The sequence below is a fragment of the Rhodanobacter caeni genome, from assembly GCF_039523575.1.
Classification (GTDB): Bacteria; Pseudomonadota; Gammaproteobacteria; order Xanthomonadales; family Rhodanobacteraceae; genus Rhodanobacter; species Rhodanobacter caeni.
This window is the reverse complement of the sequence record NZ_BAAAFO010000003.1, coordinates 587,900-608,496: the sequence shown is the minus strand read 5'-3', so window position 1 is coordinate 608,496 and position 20,597 is coordinate 587,900. Positions and strand designations below refer to the sequence as shown.

19 protein-coding genes are annotated in these 20,597 nt (G+C 67.5%); all 19 read left to right on the top strand.

Annotation, left to right across the window (positions count from 1 at the left end; all coding sequences use genetic code 11):
- The first annotated feature begins 2 nt into the window (after positions 1-2).
- The 19 genes from flgG (at position 3) to ABD017_RS11300 (ending at position 20,398) form a co-directional block, all read left to right on the top strand.
- Entirely contained in the window at positions 3-788 is a 786-nt protein-coding gene (gene flgG / locus ABD017_RS11390; protein WP_343882867.1) for a flagellar basal-body rod protein FlgG, read from the top strand.
- An 11-nt stretch (positions 789-799) separates the two neighbouring features.
- Positions 800-1,477, top strand: coding sequence for a flagellar basal body L-ring protein FlgH (gene flgH, locus ABD017_RS11385; RefSeq protein WP_343882866.1), 678 nt, complete (start codon positions 800-802; stop codon positions 1,475-1,477).
- 259 nt (positions 1,478-1,736) lie between these two features.
- Positions 1,737-2,810, top strand: coding sequence for a flagellar basal body P-ring protein FlgI (locus tag ABD017_RS11380; RefSeq protein ID WP_343883103.1), 1,074 nt, complete (start codon positions 1,737-1,739; stop codon positions 2,808-2,810).
- Positions 2,811-2,826: 16 nt separating this feature from the next.
- Entirely contained in the window at positions 2,827-3,927 is a 1,101-nt protein-coding gene (gene flgJ / locus ABD017_RS11375; protein WP_343882865.1) for a flagellar assembly peptidoglycan hydrolase FlgJ, read from the top strand.
- Positions 3,928-4,080: 153 nt separating this feature from the next.
- The gene (gene flgK, locus ABD017_RS11370) at positions 4,081-5,943 is read left to right on the top strand and encodes a flagellar hook-associated protein FlgK (protein WP_343882864.1); all 1,863 of its coding nucleotides are present in this window, start codon (positions 4,081-4,083) and stop codon (positions 5,941-5,943) included.
- A gap of 3 nt (positions 5,944-5,946) precedes the next feature.
- Positions 5,947-7,152 carry a flagellar hook-associated protein FlgL gene (gene flgL / locus ABD017_RS11365; protein WP_343882863.1) on the top strand — a complete coding sequence of 402 codons (1,206 nt, stop codon included), beginning with the start codon at positions 5,947-5,949 and terminating at the stop codon, positions 7,150-7,152.
- A 126-nt stretch (positions 7,153-7,278) separates the two neighbouring features.
- Positions 7,279-8,730: a flagellin N-terminal helical domain-containing protein gene (locus ABD017_RS11360; protein WP_343882862.1), complete on the top strand. Its 1,452-nt coding sequence runs from the start codon at positions 7,279-7,281 to the stop codon at positions 8,728-8,730.
- A gap of 61 nt (positions 8,731-8,791) precedes the next feature.
- Positions 8,792-10,192, top strand: a complete 1,401-nt coding sequence (gene fliD, locus ABD017_RS11355) for a flagellar filament capping protein FliD (RefSeq protein WP_343882861.1) — start codon at positions 8,792-8,794, stop codon at positions 10,190-10,192.
- 15 nt (positions 10,193-10,207) lie between these two features.
- Positions 10,208-10,615: a flagellar export chaperone FliS gene (gene fliS / locus ABD017_RS11350; RefSeq protein WP_343882860.1), complete on the top strand. Its 408-nt coding sequence runs from the start codon at positions 10,208-10,210 to the stop codon at positions 10,613-10,615.
- Positions 10,612-10,911 carry a flagellar protein FliT gene (gene fliT / locus ABD017_RS11345; protein WP_343882859.1) on the top strand — a complete coding sequence of 100 codons (300 nt, stop codon included), beginning with the start codon at positions 10,612-10,614 and terminating at the stop codon, positions 10,909-10,911. Before fliS ends, fliT begins: the two co-directional genes overlap by 4 nt.
- A 182-nt stretch (positions 10,912-11,093) precedes the next feature.
- Positions 11,094-11,645 carry a PilZ domain-containing protein gene (locus ABD017_RS11340; protein WP_343882858.1) on the top strand — a complete coding sequence of 184 codons (552 nt, stop codon included), beginning with the start codon at positions 11,094-11,096 and terminating at the stop codon, positions 11,643-11,645.
- A 354-nt stretch (positions 11,646-11,999) separates the two neighbouring features.
- Positions 12,000-13,430: a sigma-54 dependent transcriptional regulator gene (locus ABD017_RS11335; RefSeq protein WP_343882857.1), complete on the top strand. Its 1,431-nt coding sequence runs from the start codon at positions 12,000-12,002 to the stop codon at positions 13,428-13,430.
- Between the two features lie 284 nt (positions 13,431-13,714).
- Complete coding sequence (gene fliE / locus ABD017_RS11330) at positions 13,715-14,041, top strand: flagellar hook-basal body complex protein FliE (RefSeq protein WP_343882856.1); 327 nt, start codon at positions 13,715-13,717, stop codon at positions 14,039-14,041.
- Positions 14,042-14,089: 48 nt separating this feature from the next.
- A complete protein-coding gene (gene fliF / locus ABD017_RS11325; protein WP_343882855.1) occupies positions 14,090-15,805 on the top strand; it encodes a flagellar basal-body MS-ring/collar protein FliF in 1,716 nt (571 codons plus the stop codon).
- Between the two features lie 10 nt (positions 15,806-15,815).
- Entirely contained in the window at positions 15,816-16,805 is a 990-nt protein-coding gene (fliG, locus tag ABD017_RS11320; RefSeq protein ID WP_343883102.1) for a flagellar motor switch protein FliG, read from the top strand.
- Positions 16,805-17,428, top strand: coding sequence for a FliH/SctL family protein (locus tag ABD017_RS11315; protein ID WP_343882854.1), 624 nt, complete (start codon positions 16,805-16,807; stop codon positions 17,426-17,428). Before fliG ends, ABD017_RS11315 begins: the two co-directional genes overlap by 1 nt.
- On the top strand, positions 17,425-18,792 hold the full coding sequence (gene fliI / locus ABD017_RS11310) for a flagellar protein export ATPase FliI (RefSeq protein WP_343882853.1): 1,368 nt from the start codon (positions 17,425-17,427) through the stop codon (positions 18,790-18,792). The genes ABD017_RS11315 and fliI overlap by 4 nt, the downstream gene beginning before the upstream one ends.
- Positions 18,789-19,214: a flagellar export protein FliJ gene (fliJ, locus tag ABD017_RS11305; RefSeq protein WP_343882852.1), complete on the top strand. Its 426-nt coding sequence runs from the start codon at positions 18,789-18,791 to the stop codon at positions 19,212-19,214. Before fliI ends, fliJ begins: the two co-directional genes overlap by 4 nt.
- A 116-nt stretch (positions 19,215-19,330) precedes the next feature.
- Complete coding sequence (locus tag ABD017_RS11300) at positions 19,331-20,398, top strand: flagellar hook-length control protein FliK (RefSeq protein ID WP_343882851.1); 1,068 nt, start codon at positions 19,331-19,333, stop codon at positions 20,396-20,398.
- Positions 20,399-20,597 lie beyond the last annotated feature (199 nt).

Sequence of the window (20,597 nt, the reverse complement as noted above, 5' to 3'; positions counted from 1 at the left end):
ACATGTTTTCATCCCTGTGGGTAGCCAAGACCGGTCTCGATGCGCAGCAGACGCGCATGGACGTGATCTCCAACAACCTGGCCAACGCCAACACCACCGGCTACAAGAGCGCACGCGCCTCGTTCCAGGACCTGGTCTACCAGAACCTGCGCCAGCCCGGCGGCCAGACCACCGAGCAGACCCTGGCGCCCTCCGGCCTGATGCTGGGTACCGGCGTGCGCGTGGTCGGCAGCGAGAAGCTGTTCACCCAGGGCAACATCGAGCAGACCGGCAACGCGCTGGACGTGGCCATCCAGGGCCGCGGTTTCCTGCAGGTGACGATGCCCGACGGCACCATCGCCTACACCCGCGACGGCTCGCTGCACCAGGACGAGAACGGCCAGATCGTCACCGCCAACGGCTACGCGCTGGACCCGCCCATCAGCATCCCGGCCAACGCGCAGAGCATCACCATCGGCAGCGACGGCACCGTCAGCGTGAGCCTGGCCGGGCAAGCCGCCAACCAGCAGATCGGCACCGTGCAGCTGGCCGACTTCATCAACCCGGCCGGCCTGCAGCCCAACGGCGACAACCTCTATCTGGAAACCGCCTCCAGCGGCTCGCCGCAGATCGGCCAGCCCGGGCTCAACGGGCTGGGCACGCTGGCCTCGGGGGCGCTGGAAAGCTCCAACGTCAACGTGGTCGAGCAGATGGTCGACATGATCCAGACCCAGCGCACCTACGAGATGAACTCCAAGGCCGTGTCGGCCGCCGACTCGATGCTGCAGTTCCTCACCAACAAGATCTGAGTGATGCCGTGATGTCCACCCTACGATTCCTGCCCGCCCTTTGCGCCTTGGCCTTGCTGGCCGGTTGTGCCGGTGGCCCGACGGCGCGCGACGACGCGCAGTGGGCGCCCACGCCGCCACCCGCACAGCCGACGGTGGCGCAGGCGGACGGGTCGATCTATCACGATCAGCAGAACATGGAGCTGTTCACCGACCCGCGCGCGCACCGCGTCGGCGACATCCTCACGGTGGCGCTGGTGGAAAGCACCCAGGCCAGCAAGAAGGCCACCACCACCACCAGCAAGAGCGACAAGGCGAACATCGCCTCGCCCACCGTCCTCGGCCATGCCTTGTCGATCGGCGGCAAGGTGGCGGACATCGGGCTGGATGGCGAGCGCACCTTCGACGGCGCCGGCTCCAGCACGCAGAGCAATCAACTGGTCGGACAACTCACCGTTACGGTGGCGCAGCGCCTCACCAACGGCAATCTGCTGATACGCGGCGAGAAGTGGCTGACCATCAACCAGGGCCAGGAACTGGTGCGCATCTCCGGCATCGTGCGCCCGCAGGACATCGGGCAGGACAACGTCGTGCCCTCCACCCGCGTGGCAGACGCGCGCATCAGCTACACCGGCCGCGGCACGCTGGCCGACGCCAACACGCGCGGCTGGCTGTCGCGGTTCTTCAATTCAAAGTGGATGCCTTTCTAAGATGAACGTCCATACGTCCATATGCCCCACGGTTGCCCCGAAGCACGAAGGCACGAACCCGCCCGGCACGTTCGCCCCCTCTCCCCCCCGGGGAGAGGGTTGGGGAGAGGGTGCCCCAATCTCCCTCACCTCCTCCTATCGCGTTCTTTCCGCATCCACCCGCCGCCTCATCGGACGCTTTCGCAAGCCCGCCCCCTCTCCCCAGCCCTCTCCCCGCAGGGGAGAGGGGGCAGGTCTGCGCTTCGTAGTTGGCTTTGCGATCTGCCTGCTTTCCATCGCCCCCGCCCACGCCGACAAGATCCGCGACCTGGCCCAGGTTGCCGGCGTGCGCAGCAACCAGCTGATCGGCTACGGCCTGGTCGTGGGCCTGGACGGCAGCGGCGACCAGACCACGCAGGCGCCGTTCACCACGCAAAGCCTGGAAAACATGCTGCAGCAGTTCGGCATCACCGTGCCGGCCAATGCGCGGCCGCAGCTGAAGAACGCGGCCGCGGTGATGGTCACCGCCGAATTGCCGGCGTTTGCCAAGCCAGGGCAGGCGATCGACATCACCGTGGCCTCCATCGGCAACGCCAAGAGCATCCGCGGCGGGCAGTTGCTGATGACGCCGCTGCGCGGTGCCGATGGCAACGTCTACGCCATGGCGCAGGGCGCTGTGGTGGTCGGCGGCATCAGCGCGCAGGGCAAAAGCGGTTCCAGCGTGCAGATCAACAGCTCTGCGGCCGGGCGCATTCCCAACGGCGCTTCGGTGGAACGCACCGTGCCCTCGTCGTTTTCCGGCGGCGGCAATTTGACGCTCAACCTCAACACCGCCGATTTCACCACGGCTGCGCGCATCGCCACGGCGATCAACCAGGCCTACGGCGCGGGCACCGCGCAGGCGATCGACGGCGGCTCCGTATCGGTGCGCGGGCCGCAGGACCCGTCGCAGAAGGTGGCGTGGATGGGGGCGATCCAGAATCTCGACGTGCAGCCCGGTGAGGCACCGGCGCGGGTGGTGGTCAACTCGCGCACCGGCACCGTGGTGATCGGTTCCGACGTGCGGGTGAGCGCGGCGGCGGTATCGCACGGCGCCATCCAGGTCACCATCGGCGAGCAGGCCCTGGTGAGCCAGCCGGCACCCTTCAGCAAGGGCCAGACCGCGATCGTGCCCAGCAGCAACGTGCAGGTCAGCGAGGACGGCGGCCACATGTTCAAGTTCGGCCCGGGCGTGAGCCTGGACACCATCGTGCGCGCCGTGAACCAAGTGGGCGCCGCGCCCAGCGACCTGATCTCGATTCTGCAGGCACTGAAGCAGGCTGGCGCGCTTCATGCAGAGCTCGTGGTGATTTGATCAGACCGTCAAGATCATGACAGCCATCAACGCCGCCAATCCCGCCCTCGATACCTGGACCGAAATGTCCGGCTTCCAGCAGTTGCGCGCGCAAGCGCGCAGCGACGGCGGCAAGGCGGCCTTGCCGGCGGTGGCCAGGCAGTTCGAGGCGATCTTCACCCAGATGATGCTGAAGTCGATGCGCGACGCCAACGCGTCCATGGGCGGCGGCATGGGCGACAGCAAGGCGGGCGATTCCTATCGCGACATGTTCGACCAGCAGCTGTCGCTGACCCTGGCCAACGGCGGCAACGGCCTGGGCATCGCGAAAATGCTGATCCGCCAGCTGGGCGGAAAGCCCGATGCCGCAGCGGCCACGCCCACCGCCGCCGACCTGGCCGCCACGCAGTTGCTGAGTGCGGGCGCGCCGGCGGCAAAGCCCGTGCGCGACGTCAGCGAGGTGATGAACGCCAACGTGCGCGCGCTGTTGCAACTGGGCAGCGATGCCGACGGCGACAACGCGGCCGCTGGCCGCATGCCGTCGATAACCGATACCGACACCGGCTGGCGCGACACGCTGGATCGTCTTGCCCAGGGCGCGGCGAACGTGGCCGGCACCGCCGCCAGGCTGCTGCCCGGTGGCGATCCGGTGAACTTCGTGCGCGCGCTGGCGCCCCACGCGGCGGCCGCCGCGCAGAAACTGGGCGTCTCCGCGCGCGCGCTGCTGGCACAGGCCGCGCTGGAAACCGGCTGGGGCAAGCACCTGCCCAGGGGTGGCGACGGCAGCAGCAGCAACAATCTCTTTGGCATCAAGGCCGGCAGCAGTTGGGATGGCGACAAGGTCACCGTGCCCACGCTGGAATACGAAAACGGCGTAGCCGTGCGCAAGCGCGACCAGTTCCGCGCCTACGACTCGCCGTCCGATTCGTTCGCCGACTACGCCCGCCTGATCAGCGACAGCCCGCGCTACGCCCGCGCCCTGGGCCAGGGCGACAACATCGCCGGCTTCGCCCATGCGCTGGTGCGCGGCGGCTACGCCACCGACCCGTCCTACGCGGCCAAGATCACCGCGATTGCCAACAGCCCGCAGATGCGCGAGGCGATGGCGGCGCTGCATCTGGATGGGGGTATGCAATGAACCTGTCCATCGCATTTGTAGGAGCGGCTTCAGCCGCGACCGTGGAACCGTACGCTGGCCCGGTCGCGGCTAAAGCCGCTCCTACAGCTATCGCGTCGTTCGCCGCTAAGGGTGGCGTGCATTGCCGCGCATCCGGCACACCGAGGAAGATCCATGGTTGACATGCTCAACACCGGCGTTTCCGGCTTGCTTGCCGCGCAGGTTGGCCTGGGCACGGTCAGCCACAACGTGGCCAACGTCAACACGGACGGCTACAGCCGCCAGCAGGTGTCGTACGGCACCGCGCTGCCGCAGGGCGTGGGCGGCTATTTCATCGGCACCGGCGTCAACACGGTGGCGGTGCAGCGTGCGTACAGCCAATTCCTGAATTCCTCGCTGTGGTCGGCCACGTCCAGCTCCAGCCGCGCCGACACCATGGCCGGCCTCACCGGCCAGATCAACAACCAGTTGTCCGGCAGCAGCAACCTGCAGACCTCGCTGGACAGCTTCTTCGGCGCGGTCAACGACACCGCCAACGCGCCTTCGGACGCCGCCTCGCGCCAGGTGCTGCTGGCGCGCGCCAACGGGTTGGCGAGCACCTTCCATTCGCTGTCCGGGCAGTTCAACCAGCTCTCCGGCCAGGTGCAGCAGCAGATCGGCGACGCGGTCAATTCGATCAACAGCTACAGCGACTCGATCGCGAAATTGAACGGCCTGATCCGTTCGTCCGTGGCCACCGGCGGCACCCCGCCATCGGATCTCCTGGACAAGCGCGACGCGCTGGTGAAGAACCTCTCGGCGCAGGTCGGCGTCACCGTGGTGCCGCAGAACGACAACACCATCAACGTGTTCGTGGGCAATGGCCAGTCGCTGGTGTCGGGCACGCAGTCATATGCACTGGCCACCGCGCCGAACATCTACGACGCCACCCGCCAGGAAGTGGTGGGCGCGGCATCCGGCAGCGTGTTGAGCGGCCGCATCAGCGGTGGCGCGCTGGGCGCGCTGATGGATTTTCGCAGCAGCGTGCTGGACCCGGCACAAACCCAGCTGGGCCGTGCCGCGCAGGCGCTGGCCAGCGCCTTCAATGCCCAGCATGTGCAAGGCGTGGACTTGAACGGCGACGTGGGCGGCCAGTTCTTCAGCGTGGCCGGCCCCACGGCGCGGGCGGCCAGCACCAACAACGGCACCGGCAACGTGGATGCCAGCATCAGCGACGTCGGCAAGCTCACCGGCGCCGATTACACCTTGAGCTACGCCGGCGGCGCCTGGACACTGCGCGACACCAGCGGCAACAGCGTGGCGATGAGCGGCACCGGTACCGCCGGCGATCCGTTCACGGCGGCTGGCCTGAGCCTGGTGGTGCCGGCCGGTGCCGTGGCCGGCGACAGTTTCCGCATCCAGCCCAGTCGCGATGCGGCCGCGAGTTTCGCGGTGGTGATCAACAACCCGGACAAGATTGCCGCCGCCGCACCGTTGGCCATCAAGAGCGGCATCAACAACACCGGCACCGCCACGGCCAGCGCCAGCCTCGATGGCGGCGCGATCAGCGGCGGCGTCGTGCAGTTCACTTCCGCCACCACGTACACCGTGGACGGTGGCGCCGTGCAGACATTCACGCCGGGCCAGCCGATCAACGCCAACGGCTGGAACCTGCAGCTCAGCGGCACGCCGCAAAACGGCGACAGCTTTACCGTGACACCCAACAGCAACGCGCAGGGCGACAACACCAACGCGCTGATGCTGGGCAAGGTGGCCAACCTGGGCGTGCTCAATGGCGGCGTCACCAGCGTGGGCGGGGCCTACAGCCAACTGGTCAGCCAGGTCGGCAGTGCCGGCGCGGTGGCCAAGGACGAGCAGTCCACGCAAACGGCCGTCTACAACCAGGCGTACGGGTCGCAGCAAAGCGTCTCGGGCGTGAACCTGGACGAGGAGGCCGCCAACCTGGTGCGTTTCCAGCAGGCCTATCAGGCATCGGCGCAGGTCATCACCACCGCCAACAGCATGTTCACCGCGCTGCTCAGCGCCGTGCAGGGGTAAGCCATGCGAGTTTCCACCAGCTGGATGCAGCAGCAATCCATCGGCAACATGATGAACCGGCAGAGCGACCTGTCGAACCTCAGCACGCAGCTCTCCACCGGCAAGCGTATCAACCAGCCGTCCGATGACCCGGTGGGCGCCGCGCGCGCGCTGGACCTTACCCATCTCGATGCCGACACCGCGCAATACCAGCGCAACATCACCTCGGCCAATGCGCGACTGGGGCTGGAAGACCAGAGCCTGTCCAATATCACCAACGTGCTGGGCCGCGTGCGCACGCTGCTGCTGCAGGCGGCCAACGGCACGCAGACCGACGAAACCCGTGGCGACATTGCCGCCGAGATCGTGCAGCTGCGCCAGCAGTTGCTGGGCCAGGCCAACAGCAAGGATGGCCAGGGCGACTACATCTTTGCCGGCAACCGCACTGGCACCGAACCGTTCGCCTCGCAGGGTGGCGGCGTCACCTACGTCGGCGATGACGGGCAGCGCATGGTCGCCGCCGGCCCCGGCCTGCAGATCGCCACTGGCGATCCGGGCAGCGCGGTGTTCGGCGACATCCCCACCGGCAACGGCAAGTTCGCGATCAGCGCCAACGCCGCCAACACCGGCAGCGTGGTGGCGGGCAGCACCACGGTGAGCGACCCCAACGCCACGCCGCCGGCGTGGGACGGCGGCAGCTACAGCATCGTGTTCACCGCTGCCGATACCTATGAAGTGCAGGACGGTCTTGGCGCCGTGCTGGAAACCGGCAGCTACGACCCGGCCAAGGGCGGCAGCATCACCTTCCGCGGCGCGCAGATTGCCTTCCAGGGTACGCCCGACGTGGGCGACAGCTTCGCGCTGGGCGCGTCGCAATCGCAAAGCGTATTCGCCACGCTGGACAACATCATCGCGGTGCTGCAGACGCCCAATGGTGGCGACAGCAAGATGCAGAACGCGATCAACACCCAGTTTTCCAATCTTGATCAGGCCATCGACAACATCACGCGCACCCGCGGCAAGGTGGGTGCGCGGATGAATGCGCTGGACCAGCAAGCCGGGCTCAACGACGACTTGAGCCTTCAGTACAAGAGCGCGCTTTCAGACGTGCAGAGTGTCAATTACTACGACGCAATCAGCCAGCTCGGCGCGCAAACCACCGCGTTGCAGGCTGCGCAGCAGACCTTTACCAAGGTGCAAGGGTCAAAATTATTTGATTATTTGCGTTGACAAGACTCAAGTTCCGATTTGTCGAGTCGAAACACTGAACAAGGCGGAGGCATTCCCGAGTGAATCCCCGTCCGATTGTCTGGGCCGGCCATCGTCGGCACACAACCCCGATTCGGAGATACTTCCATGGTCATGAGCGTCAACACCAACATCAGCTCGCTGAATGCCCAGAACAACCTGGCCAAGTCGCAGAGCAAACTGTCCACCGCGATCGAGCGCCTGTCCTCGGGCATGAAGATCAACAGCGCGAAAGACGATGCCGCCGGCCTCGCCATTTCCACCCGCTTCACCACCCAGATCAACGGCCTGAACCAGGCCGTCAGCAATGCCAACGACGGCATCTCGCTGGCGCAGACCACCGAGTCGGCGCTGAACGAGGTGACCAACAACATGCAGCGTATCCGTACGCTGGCCGTGCAGTCCGCCAACGCCACCAACTCCGACTCCGACCGCGCCGCCCTCGACGCCGAAGTGCAGCAGCGCCTGGCGGAAATTACCCGTATTTCGCAGCAGACCACCTTCAACGGTCGTCACGTCCTCGACGGCACGTTCGGTACGGCGGCGTTCCAGATCGGTGCCAACGTCGGCGAGACGATTTCGGTGAACCTGAGCCAGGGCGCCGGCGCTTCGCAGGTCGGCCAGATCGCGTCGGCGACCAGTGCATCCGGCGTGTTTGCTGCTTCGGCCGATGTAACCGCGGTCGTCGGTAGCGCGAAGGTGGGCGTCGCTGACGCGGCGGCGGCCACCAGCTTCCAGTTCGGCGGGGTCACGCTCAGCGCGGCTGCTGTCGGCGGGCGCACCATGGCCGATCTGGCCACGGCCTTGAACACGTCCCTGGATTCGGGCGCCAATGCGGGCAAGTACACGATCACCGCGGATGGCACCACCGGCCTGACCATCACGCAGAACGTCGCCAGCACCGATGCGATGACCGTGACCGCGGGCACCAACGCCACCGTGGGGGCGGTTGTCGCCGGCGTCACGGGTGTTACCCAGGGCGACCCGACCCCGCTGACGCTCAACAGCGGCGACTTCACGCTGCAGGCCGGCTCGGGTGCGGCTGTGGGTATCGAAGGCACGTTCAAGGATGCAGCCGGACTGGCTGCGGCGATCAATGCCAAGGGCATCAGCGGCGTCTCGGCCTTTGCCGACCAGGACGGCAAGCTGCACCTGGCCTCGCAGGAAGCACTGACGGTGGGTGGTACCAAGGGTGGCACCGGCGCTGGCAATCTGGGCTTCAACACCACGGTGTATGACATCGCCGGCGACCTGGCCAGCAGCAACGTCAAGACCGTGGCTGGCGCCAACGACACCATCAGCCGCATCGATTCGGCGTTGGGCACCATCAGCTCCATGCGCAGCGACCTGGGTGCGGTGCAGAACCGCTTCAGCTCCACCATCGCCAACCTGCAGACCATTTCGCAGAACCTGTCTGCCTCGCGCAGCCAGATCCAGGATGCGGATTTCGCGGCCGAAACGGCCAACATGTCCAGCGCCAACATCCTGCAGCAGGCCGGTGTCTCGGTGCTGGCCCAGGCCAATGCCACGACCCAGAGCGTGCTGAAGCTCCTGCAGTAACGTCGAACCGGAACGGCCGCGATGGCGCGGCCGTTCCTTCTGATTTCAAGGAAGCCCGAACATGGCGATTACCGTCAACTCCACGACACCTACCTCCGGTCTGCTGACGGCGATGGGCGTTGGTTCGGGCCTCGACGTCGACGGGCTGGTCACCAGCCTGGTCAACGCAAAGAAAGCACCGCAGCAAAACCAGATCACCGCGCAGGCCGCTACCGCCAACACCCAGCTCTCCGGGCTGGGTCAGATCAGCGCCGCGCTTTCCGCCCTGCAGTCGGCGATGGCGTCGATCAGCGATGGCAGCGCTTTCAGCGCCCGCTCCGTCAAGAGCAGCGACACCGACATATTGAATGCCAGCGCCACCACCTCCGGTACGGCGGTCGGCGGCAGCTACAAGATTGAAGTCACGCAACTGGCGAGCGCCCTCAAGGCGTCGTCCGGTGCGTTCGAGAAAAGCAGCACCGCGGTGGGCACCGGCACGCTCAGCATCACCGTGGGCGACAAGACGATGGACCTTTCCATCGACAGCGAGAACAACTCGCTGGCATCGATCCGTGATGCGATCAACAAGGCCAGCGACAACCCCGGCGTCAGCGCCACCATCGTCAACGGTACCGATGGCGCACACCTCGTGTTGAGCGGCACCCGCACCGGCGCGGCCAACGGCTTCACCATCACCAGCAGTGGCGGCGACGGCGGGCTCGCAGCGCTGAACTACGATGCGTCCGCCAGCGGCGGCAACGGTCTGAGCGTGATCACCGCCGCTTCCGATGCGCTCTATACGATCGACGGCCTGGCCGCCAACAGCGCCGGCAACAGCGTCAGCACCGCCATCGACGGGCTTACGCTGAATCTCGTGGCCGAAGGCACCAGCACCGTCACCGTGGCCAACGACCCCTCCAAGGCCACCAGCGCGCTGACCAACCTGGTCAGCACGTACAACAGCTTCGTGGGCATCTACCAGAACCTCACCAGGTACGACGCCACTACCGGCACGGCTGGCGCCATGATCGGCGACGCCACGCTCAACGGCATCAACAGCACGCTGGCGCGCATCGTCGGCGGCAGCGCCAACGGTGCCAGCCTTTCGTCGATCGGCATTTCGCTGCAGGTGGACGGCACCCTGAAGCTGGACAACGACACGCTGACCAAGGCGCTTGCCGATGGCGGCAAGCAGGTCAGCGACCTGTTCGGCGGCGACAACGGTTTTTCCAAACAGCTCGGCAACCAGCTGACCAGTTGGGTCGGCGACCACGGCACACTCGCCGGTCGCACCGACAGCATCAGCCAGCAACTGAAGGATCTGAAAGTTCGACAGACCGCGCTGGACGCGAGCATGGATGACCTCACCGCGCGCTACAAGGCGCAGTTCACGGCGCTCGATACGCTGATGTCCAAGCTCAACAACACCAGCAGCTATCTGCAGCAGCAGTTCGACGCGCTGAACAACATCAACAAGAAGTAACAGCAGGAGACGATCATGGGATTCGGCTACGGCGCAGGCGCCTACCAACAGATTCGTTCGCATGGCGGTGTGGAGTCGGCTGACCCGCATGGCCTGATCACGCTGCTGATGGACGGCGCGCTGGAGCGCCTGGTCAAGGCCCGCGCGCACATGATGCGCGGTGAGGTGGCCGCCAAGGGCGAAACCATCGGCCGCTGCATCGAGATCATCGGCGGCCTGCGCGACAGCCTGGATCCCAAGGTCGACCCGGTGAACACCGCCCGGCTCGATTCGCTTTACGAGTACATGAGCCGCCGCCTGCTGCAGGCCAACCTGCGCGACGACGCCAGCCTCATCGACGAAGTCAGCAAGCTGCTGCAGCAAGTGCGCGACAGCTGGGTGCAGATTGCCCCCTCCGCCACCCAGCGCGCCGCCAGCGCATGAGTGCCGAAGCCATGTCCAGCGAACGCAGCATCGTCGACCAGGCCCTGCAACTGACCCGCGACATGCTGGGCGCCGGCCAGGCGCAGGAATGGGAGCGGTTGGCCACCCTGGAAGCCCAGCGCGATCCGCTGCTGCGGCGCGAGCATTCCGCCGACGTGGTCTACCAGCTGAGCGAAATCCTGGCCTGCGACCGCGAGCTGCGCGCCCTGGTACGCCAGGCGCGCGACGAAGCCGCCGCCCAATGGCAGCGCGAGAACGGCCGCGCGCGCGCGATCAGCGCGTACGCGCAGGCCTGAGGCAGGCAGCTCTGGACAGCTTCTTGTAATCGTAGGAGCGACTTCAGTCGCGATGCTCTTGCTCTGGAGCTCCAAGGCAAAAGCATCGCGACTGAAGTCGCTCCTACAGTTCGCTCCATGCCGCCTGGCAACCCCCGCCGCCGCTACACTCAGCTCACGCCACCATATGACCGGGGATCACGATGGACGCCAGCAGCTGGGATGAATTCGAGCAGCGCGTGAGCAGCGACGAAAGCCTGCACGCGGACAGCGAGGCCATGCCCTGGCCCGACGCCCAGGCGCACCAGGCGCGATTGGCCGAGCGCAACCTCAACACCTTGTCCGCGATCGCGGCGCTGGAAGAGCGCCACGCCGACACCGACGACGACAGCCCGCTGATGGTGGAGATGCAGCGGATGGACGCCAAGCTCACCGCCCTGGTCGACATCGTCAACCACCTGCTGGTGCCCGCCAACCTGCTGCCGCCACGGCATGCCCTGCGTTTCAACGCCATCGGCGCGGTACTGCCCGCGGCGCTGGTGCCGCCGGGCGATGCCCTGATCCTGCGGCTGCGTTTCGACGTGTGCCGCAGCCTGCCGCTGGAGCTGGCGGCCAGGGTCGAGCGCCGGCTGGACGATGGCCAGGTGTTCGTGGTGTTCGCCGCGCCGGGTGACGTGCTGGGTGACGCCATCGAACGGCTGGTTTTTCGCCATCACCGACGCAAAGTGGCAGAAACGCGCCAACTGACGTCCTGAGTCAGTAGCCGGCCGCGTCCGCGGACGTGACCACGGTCACGTTTCGTCGCGCCCGGCGAACTTTTGTTGACGCTTTCTTCATCGCCGTCGTGCTGGTTACGTGTTTTCTCTCGTTCAATGTGATGCAAATGAATTCAATCACTTGCCGATGATTCCGGCCATTTCATGGCGCCTTCGGCGGCTCGCCGAAGGGATGAAAAGTCGACGCACGACGTTTTGCCGTCACCAAAACATCACCGTTGGCCCCCTTGTTGCTAAGTGTCCATCGAGCCCGGCGACGTAAACCCGCCGCATCGACGATCAGCCTTTCCCGCGACGGGTCAGGCGCAGCAACAGGCAACAGGGGTAATGGCCATGCAGAAATTCGACTTCCTGGTTATCGAGTCCGATCGCTCCCGTGTGGAGACCGTGATGTCGGCGCTGCATTTCCTGGGTTACCAGCCGCAGCGTGCCGACCAGGAAACCGTCGCCGACGAATCGATGCAGGCATGGCGTGGCGTGTACATCGGCCAGGTGGCCGACGAGGCGGAAGCGGAGCGCCAGCTCGGCCTGCTGGGTGACGCGGCGGCGCACGTGCCGATGCTGCTGGCCGATGACTCGGCCTGGCTGGGCAGGTTCACCGCGTCGTCGTCGCCGTTCGCCACCCGCGTCGCCACGCTGGAATTTCCGCTGCGCTACGAGCAGATGGCCGAGGCGATGCGCGCCATGTATGCGCGCCTGCTGGGCGGCCAGGGCAGCGGCGTGCGCTTCGTGGGCCAGTCCGCGCCGATGACCCACGTCAACGCGTTGATCCGCCAGGTGGCGCCGTTCGACTCCAGCGTGCTGGTGCTGGGCGAGTCGGGCACCGGCAAGGAGATGGTGGCCCGCTCGATCCACGACAGCTCGCCGCGCCGTGACAAGCCGTTCGTGGCGATCAACTGCGGCGCGATTCCCGCCGAACTGCTGGAAAGCGAGTTGTTCGGCCACGAGAAGGGCTCGTTCACCGGCGCCATCAGCGCGCGCAAGGGCCGCTTCGAGATGGCCGAGGGCGGCACGCTGTTCCTGGACGAGATCGGCGACATGAGCCTGCCGATGCAGGTGAAGCTGCTGCGCGTGCTGCAGGAGCGCGTGTTCGAACGCGTGGGCGGCAACAAGACGCAGCATTGCGACGTGCGCATCATCGCCGCCACCCATCGCAACCTGGAGCAATCCATCACCAACGGCCAGTTCCGCGAAGATCTCTATTACCGGCTCAGCGTGTTCCCGCTGGAGCTGCCCGCGCTGCGCGAGCGGCTGGACGACCTGGCCGTGCTGATCACCGAATTCAACCAGCGCCTGGCCCGCCGCGGCCTGGGCGTGGTGCGCTTCAGCGCGGGCGCGATGCAGGCGTTGCAGGCCTACCCCTGGCCCGGCAACGTGCGCGAGCTGTCCAACCTGGTCGAGCGCATGGCGATCCTGTTTCCGCACGGTGAAGTGCGCGCCAGCGACCTGCCCGAGAAATACCGCGGCCAGCAGGCCTGCGAGGAGGCACGCAGTTCCGACCTGCTGGCGATGATGGAAGGCCGTACCCCCATCGTCGCCGACATCGGCGAAGCGCGCCCGTCCGTGGCCGCCCTGGGCCTGCTGCCGGAGGACGGCCTGGACCTGAAGGACCATCTGGCCGACATCGAAGTGGGCCTGATCCGCCAGGCACTGGATGCCACCGGCGGCGTGGTGGCCCACGCCGCCCGCCTGCTGCACATGCAGCGCACCACGCTGGTGGAAAAGCTGCGCAAGTACGGGTTGCAGGGGAGCATGGCTGCCTGACGGCGGCAGGGTTTCGGCATTCGCAAAACCCAAGGTCAAAAGCGCCCCCATCCGCCTTCGGCACCTTCCCCCGCAGGCGGGGGAAGGGAGCGATTGGGGACTACGGCTTTTCCCTTCTCCCGCTTGCGGGAGAAGGTGCCCGCAGGGCGGAAGAGGGCGCTCTTGCAATTCCCGATTCCCGATTCCCGATTCCTCGCAACAACTGGCACGCCTCGTGCATCCACACCATGCAAACCCGACACGCGTCGGGATTTCGTCACCGGCCCGCTGTAGATGAGGCAGTCATGAGCACGATCGAAGTCAACAACCTGCTCGCCCAGATGCGCCAGATGACGGCGCAGGTGCGTCCGGCGGAAACCGCGTTCAAGGCGGCTCCGGCGGTGGCTCAGCCAGACTTCTCCGCCTTGCTGAAGCAGTCCATCGCGTCGGTGGGGCAGACCCAGATGGAGGCGGGCCGCATGGCGGCGAGTTTCGAGCGCGGCGATGCCGGCGCGGACCTGGGGCGCACCATGATCGCGATGCAGAAGGCCGATCTGTCGTTGCGCAGCATGGTCACCGTACGCAACAAGCTCGTCGATGCGTACAAGGACATCATGAACATGCCGGTCTGACGACGCTTCGTCCGCCGCCGACTCCCTTCATAGACAACGAGCAGCCCCATGGCCGACAACGGCATCGCGACCACCGACAACAACGGTCGCCTTGATACCTTCAAGCAGCTTTCCCGCACTCCGGCGGCGCGCCAGCTGTTGCTGCTGGTGGCGGTGGCCGCTGCGGTGGCGCTGGGGGTGGCCGTGGTGCTGTGGTCGCGCGGGCCGAATTACGGGTTGCTGTACGCAGGCCTGGGCCAGAGCGATGCGGCCGCGATCGCGCAGCAGCTGCAGGCCAGCAATACGCCGTTCAAGCTCAGCGCCGATGGCTCCTCGATCATGGCGCCGGCCGCCGACCTGGCCGCGCTGCGGCTGAAACTGGCTGGCCAGGGCCTGCCGCAGGGCACCGCCTCGTCCACCACCACGCCGGGCAGCGATTCGCCGTTCGGCATGAGCGACCTGGCCGAGCGCACGCGCTACCAGCAACTGCTGGAGACGGACCTGGGCAACACCATCAGCGGGCTGCAGTCGGTGCGCGCCGCGCGCGTGCATCTGGCCCTGCCCAAGCCGTCGGCCTTCATCCGCGACAACCGTCCGGCCACCGCATCGGTACTGGTGACGCTGTATCCCGGCCGGCAGCTGGATGCGGGCCAGGTGGCGGCGATCGTGCACCTGGTGTCGGCCAGCGTGCCTGACCTGGATACGCGCCAGGTGTCGGTGATCGACCAGCAGGGCCAGTTGCTCACCACCGACCCGAACAGCCCGGGCGCCATCGGCGACACTCGCCTGGCGCTTTCCACCCGCATCGAGAACACCTACGCCGAGCGCATCGAACAATTGCTGACCCCGCTGGTGGGGCCGGGCAGGGTACGGGCGCAGGTCTACGCGGACCTGGATTTCAGCCAGACCGAGAAAGCCACCGAGACCTTCGGCCACGACCACCCGGCGCTGCGCAGCGAGCAGACCAGCAGCGAGCGGCGCGGCGACGGTGCCCAAGGCGGCGTGCCCGGTGCGCTGAGCAACCAGCCGCCGGCATTGGTTGCGCAGCCGACGGCAGCTACACCGGATGCCGGCGGCGGCAGCGCCAAGCCTGATCCGAAGGCACCAACCGGCACCACCACCACGACAACCGCCAGCACGGTCGATACCTCCAGCAGCGCCACGCGCAATTACGAGCTGGACCGCACCATCAGCCACGTCAGCGACCCGGCCGGGCGACTGGCGCGGCTCACCGTCGCCGTGGTGGTGGACAACAAGCTGGTCAGCGGCGGCACCAGCGAAGGCGGCGAACCGAAGCCGGCCACCAGCGTGCCATTCACTGCGCAGGAGCTGCAGCACCTCACCGAGCTGACCAAGAATGCGGTGGGTTTCAACGCCGCGCGCGGCGACAGCGTCAGCGTGGTCAACCAGTCGTTCCAGCGCGGCCCGGCACCCGAGGCATTGCCGGACACGCCGTTCTGGCAGCGGCCGGGCATGATGGATTTGATCAAACAGGGCATCGGAATATTGCTGGCGCTTCTGGTAGCGTTCGGCGTGTTGCGGCCGCTGCTGAAAGGGCTGTTGCGTGGGGAGACTCCGGCGCGGGCATTGCCGTCGCCGATGCCGAAAATTTCCGTGCGTGTCGACGACGACGAACCGCCCGCGGCGGCCGAGCCGGCGCGGCTGCACAACGCGCCTACGCTTGCCTACGAGCAGCGCGTGGGCTCGGCCCGCCGGATGGTGACCGAGAATCCGAAGCAGGTGGCTCAGGTGGTAAAGAACTGGGTGAGCGAAGATGGCAGTTGATCATTCGAAGATTTCCGGCGCCCAACGCGCGGCGATTCTGCTGCTGACCCTGGGCGAGGAAGACGCTGCCGAGGTGCTCAAGCACCTGAGTGCGCGCGACGTGCAGGCGGTCGGTTCGGCGATGGCCGCGCTGTCGGGCGTGTCGCGCGAGCAGGTCGAGGTGGTGCTGGACAAGCTCGATGCCGACATGGGCCAGCAGACCTCGCTGGGCGTGGGCACGGAGGAGTACATCCGCAAGATCCTGGTCAACGCGCTGGGCGAGAACAAGGCCGGCGGCCTGATCGACCGCATCCTGCTGGGCCGCAGCAGCAAGGGCCTGGAATCGCTCAAGTGGATGGAGAGCCGCGCCATCGCCGAGATGATCAACCAGGAGCATCCGCAGATCATCGCCCTGGTGCTGGCCCACCTCGAACCGGACCAGGCCGCCGAAGTGCTGGGCTACCTGCCCGAGCGCGTGCGCAGCGACGCGGTAATGCGCATCGCCACGCTGGACGGCGTGCAGCCGCATGCGCTGAACGAGCTCGATGAGATCATGGAGCGCCAGTTCTCCGGCACCACCAAGAAGCTCAAGTCCGCCAACGTGGGCGGGCTCAAGGCCGCCGCCGACATCCTCAACGCGATGGACGCCAGCCGCGAAACCGAGCTGATGGGTGCCATCCGCAGCCACGACGAAGCGCTCAGCGGACGCATCGAGGACTTGATGTTCGTGTTCGAGGATCTGGCCGACCTGGACGACCGCGGCATGCAGACGCTGCTGCGCGAAGTGCCCTCGGGCACCCTGATCACCGCCCTGAAGGGCGCCGAGCCCGCGATCCGCGAGAAAATCTTCGCCAACATGTCCAAGCGCGCCGCCGACATGATGCGCGACGACCTGGAAGTGAAGGGCCCGGTACGCCTGAGCGACGTCGACGCGGCGCAGAAGGAGGTGCTGGTGATCGCCCGCAAACTGTCCGACGCCGGCCAGCTCAGCCTGTCCTCCGGCGGCGATGAGTACGTCTGATGGCTGCGGTCGTCAGCGGCGGGCCTGATTTCCAGCGCTGGGAGCTGCCCAACGTCGGCAACGGCAATTTGCCGAACCGGCGCAAGGACGATCCGCCGCCGCCCACGGTGAGCGAGCTTGAGGCGCTGCAGCAGCAGGCCCGCGAGGAAGGCTACGCCGCCGGCCACGCCGAGGGCCTGGCCGCTGCGCGCCAGCAGATGCAGCCGAAGATGGCGCGGCTCGACGCGCTGTGCGAAGCGGCCGCGCGTCCGCTGCAGTCCATCGACGACCGCACCGAGCAGGAGCTGGCGCGCCTGGCGATCGTGATGGCGCGCCGCGTGATCGCGCGCGAGTTGCAGCTGTCGCCCGACCTGATCGCCCGCGCCATGCGCCAGGCCGCCGACGCGCTGCCGGCAGCCACCCGCGAGCTGCGCGTGCGGCTGCATCCGGACGACCTGGACCTGCTCAACGAAATGGGCGCGATCGAAGGCCATTGGACCACCCACGCCGATGCCAGCCTCACCCGCGGCGGCTGCCTGCTGGAGAGCGAACGCTCGCGTCTGGACGCCACCGTGGAAGCGCGCCTGGCCGCGGTGATCGATGCGGTGCTCGGCGACGACGCCGACGCCGAGGCCGGCGCATGAACGCCGACGCCGCCATCGCCGCGCGCCGGTCGTCGTGGCAGCAGAAACTGGCCAGGCGCACCGCGCGGGCCGAAACCGTGCGCACGCTGGCCGTCGAGGGCTGCCTGCGCCGGGTCGTGGGCCTGACCCTGGAGGCCGAGGGCTGCGAAGCGGCGCTGGGCGCGCGCTGCCTGGTCGACACCGTCGATGGCGCGCAGCTGGACACCGAAGTGGTGGGTTTTGCCGACGAGCGGTTGCTGCTGATGCCGGTGGGCGACATGCACGGCGTGCTGCCCAATGCGCGCGTGCGCCCGTGCGCACATACCCGCGGCCTGCCCGTGGGCCATGCCTTGCTGGGCCGCGTGGTGGGCGCCGATGGCGCGCCGCTGGATGGCCTGGGCGCGCTGGATTCCGACGAGCACGCCGCACTGAAGAGCGAGCCGATCAACCCGATGGGGCGTAAGCCGATCGACGCGCCGCTGGACGTGGGCGTGCGCGCCATCAACGCGCTGCTCACCGTGGGCCGCGGCCAGCGCCTGGGCCTGTTCGCCGGCTCCGGCGTGGGCAAATCCACCTTGCTGGGCATGATGACGCGCTACACCAACGCCGACGTGGTGGTGGTGGGGCTGATCGGCGAGCGCGGCCGCGAGGTGAAGGAATTCGTCGAGCACACGCTGGGCGAGGAAGGCCGCCGCCGCGCCGTGATCGTGGCCGCCCCGGCCGACGCGCCGCCGCTGAAACGCCTGCGCGGCGCGCAATACGCCACCGCCATCGCCGAGTGGTTCCGCGACCGCGGCATGCGCGTGCTGCTGCTGATGGATTCGCTCACGCGCTACGCCCAGGCCCAGCGCGAGATCGCGCTGGCCATCGGCGAGCCGCCGGCCACCAAGGGTTACCCGCCGTCGGTGTTCGCGATGATGCCGGCGCTGGTCGAGCGCGCCGGCAACGACGAGGACGGCCGCGGCTCGATCACCGCGTTCTACACCGTGCTCACCGAAGGCGACGACTACCGCCACGATCCGATCGCGGACGCGGCGCGCGCCATCCTTGATGGACACATCGTGCTGTCGCGCGACCTGGCCGAGGCTGGCCACTATCCGGCGATCGACATCGAGGCGTCGATCAGCCGCGTGATGCCGGCGGTGGTGGCGCGCGAGCATCTGCGCGCGGCACAGCGTTTCCGCCAGGTCTATTCGGCTTACCGCCAGCAGCGTGACCTGATCGCGGTCGGCGCGTACCAGAAGGGCTCCGATCCGCAGGTGGATCTGGCGATCGACATGTGGCCGCAATTGCGCGCCTTCCTGCAGCAGGAGGTGGACGAACCGATGACACTTGAAATGGCCATCACCAAACTCGATGCGCTGGCCGAGCAGGTGCCCGGATGAGCTCGCGCGCCACGCAATTGCAGCCGGCGGTGGACCAGGCGAAACAGCGCACCGAAGATGCGCTGGCGCAACTGGCGCTGCAGCAGCAGCAACTGGCCAAGGCCGAACACCAGCTCAGCGAGCTGAAGCGCTACCGCCAGGAGTACGCCGCCACCGGCGACGGCAGTTCGACGGTCGGCGCGCTGCTCAACCGCCAGAAATTCGTCGAGCGCATCGACCACGCCATCGCGCAGCAGAACAACGAGATCGTGCGCCTGCAGCGCCTGCTCGACCAGGTGCGCGGCCGCTGGCACCAGGCGCATGCGCGCGAAAGCGCGCTGGACAGCGTCATTGAGCATTGCCGTGAAGAGGAGCGCAAGGCCGCCGACCGCCACGAGCAGGCCGAGATGGACGAACGCATGCAATACCGGCGGCCACGCTGATGGCGCGGATCTTGCCTTTCCCCGGGATGGATGCCTGCCACCTGCCTTTCGCTTTTTGGCGTGCCGGACGGCCCTTTGCCGCCCAGGCACGTACCTGTTGACGGAGCCACATCACCATGACCGCCACCGCCGCCGTTCTTCCCGCCGCCGCCGCCGCCACCCCGCGCGCGACGCCGTCTTCCGAGCCCCGCGACGCGGCAGCCGAACCGGGCAAGTTCGATCGCCAGCTCGATGCCGCGCGGCAAAAGCAGGCAGCGCCGCAGGCCGATGACGGCAACAAGCCGCGTACCGGCGACCGGCCGGCCGGCGAGGCCGCCGATTCCTCCACGCAGGCCAGTGCGAATGCCGCGACCACGGCCAGGACCGGCGCCGACGGCACCACCGCCACGAAAGACGCCGACGACGATGCGCCGGCCGACGGCGAGACCCCGGCGGGTGCGCTGGCCAGTGCGATGCTGGCCTTGCTGGGCCCGGCAAACGTCGTGCTGCGGCCGCAGGCCACGGGTATCGCCGCCGCGCACGCCGGGCCGATCGGCAAGACCGCGGCCACCGACGCCAGCGCGGCAGCCTTGCTGAAAATGAACAGTGCCGCCGCGCCTGCGGCGAACCCGGCGGCCAACGTCACGGCGCTGCCGGCCGGCGCCGGCATCCTGCTTGCCGCGACGGAACCCCGCCTGGCCGCCGTCGACAAACCCGCCGACGCGACGGCCCAGCCAGCCGCGGCGCTGGCGCCGCCCTCCAGCCACACCCAGGCGCCGCCGACGGTGCACCAGCTGCAGATTCCCACGCCCGCGGGTAGCCACGGCTTTGCGCAGGAGCTGGGCCAACAGGTGGCCTGGCTGGGTGGCCAGGACGTCAAGCAGGCACGCATCCGCCTGCATCCGGAAGAACTGGGCCAGCTGGACATCAAGGTCAGCCTCAACCACGGTCGCGTCGACGTGCTGTTCAACGCGCAGCATCCGGGCGCGGTGGCGGCCGTGCAGCAGAGCTTGCCGCAGCTCGACCAGATGCTGGGCCAGCACGGCCTCTCGCTGGGTCACGCCGAAGTCGGCCAGCACGACCACGGTGGCCGTGGCGGCAGCGACCGCCATGCACCGGAAAACACCGCCGCCGACGAGATCGGCGAGGTCCATGCCGTGGGCGCATCGACCACTGCGGTGGGGTTGCTGGACGCGTTTGCCTGAGGGCGGGATTGGGGAATCAGGGAATAGGGAATAGGGAATCGTAAAAGCGGCCTCGCGGCATGTGTGTCTTGTGGGAGCGGCTTCAGCCGCGATGCTCTTCGGCCGGCTTCAGGGCAAAAGCATCGCGGCTGAAGCCGCTCCCACATGTTTTGCAGCGCCGCACGCCGCTTGCGCTCTGCAGATCCCGAATCCCGGCACC

Bases quoted from the DNA above. Each gene is read 5' to 3' on its own strand.
- flgG (WP_343882867.1), top strand. From the start codon at position 3: ATGTTTTCATCCCTGTGGGTAGCCAAGACCGGTCTCGATGCGCAGCAG.
- flgH (WP_343882866.1), top strand. From the start codon at position 800: ATGTCCACCCTACGATTCCTGCCCGCCCTTTGCGCCTTGGCCTTGCTG.
- flgJ (WP_343882865.1), top strand. From the start codon at position 2,827: ATGACAGCCATCAACGCCGCCAATCCCGCCCTCGATACCTGGACCGAA.
- flgK (WP_343882864.1), top strand. From the start codon at position 4,081: ATGGTTGACATGCTCAACACCGGCGTTTCCGGCTTGCTTGCCGCGCAG.
- flgL (WP_343882863.1), top strand. From the start codon at position 5,947: ATGCGAGTTTCCACCAGCTGGATGCAGCAGCAATCCATCGGCAACATG.
- ABD017_RS11360 (WP_343882862.1), top strand. From the start codon at position 7,279: ATGGTCATGAGCGTCAACACCAACATCAGCTCGCTGAATGCCCAGAAC.
- fliD (WP_343882861.1), top strand. From the start codon at position 8,792: ATGGCGATTACCGTCAACTCCACGACACCTACCTCCGGTCTGCTGACG.
- fliS (WP_343882860.1), top strand. From the start codon at position 10,208: ATGGGATTCGGCTACGGCGCAGGCGCCTACCAACAGATTCGTTCGCAT.
- fliT (WP_343882859.1), top strand. From the start codon at position 10,612: ATGAGTGCCGAAGCCATGTCCAGCGAACGCAGCATCGTCGACCAGGCC.
- ABD017_RS11340 (WP_343882858.1), top strand. From the start codon at position 11,094: ATGGACGCCAGCAGCTGGGATGAATTCGAGCAGCGCGTGAGCAGCGAC.
- ABD017_RS11335 (WP_343882857.1), top strand. From the start codon at position 12,000: ATGCAGAAATTCGACTTCCTGGTTATCGAGTCCGATCGCTCCCGTGTG.
- fliE (WP_343882856.1), top strand. From the start codon at position 13,715: ATGAGCACGATCGAAGTCAACAACCTGCTCGCCCAGATGCGCCAGATG.
- fliF (WP_343882855.1), top strand. From the start codon at position 14,090: ATGGCCGACAACGGCATCGCGACCACCGACAACAACGGTCGCCTTGAT.
- ABD017_RS11315 (WP_343882854.1), top strand. From the start codon at position 16,805: ATGGCTGCGGTCGTCAGCGGCGGGCCTGATTTCCAGCGCTGGGAGCTG.
- fliI (WP_343882853.1), top strand. From the start codon at position 17,425: ATGAACGCCGACGCCGCCATCGCCGCGCGCCGGTCGTCGTGGCAGCAG.
- fliJ (WP_343882852.1), top strand. From the start codon at position 18,789: ATGAGCTCGCGCGCCACGCAATTGCAGCCGGCGGTGGACCAGGCGAAA.
- ABD017_RS11300 (WP_343882851.1), top strand. From the start codon at position 19,331: ATGACCGCCACCGCCGCCGTTCTTCCCGCCGCCGCCGCCGCCACCCCG.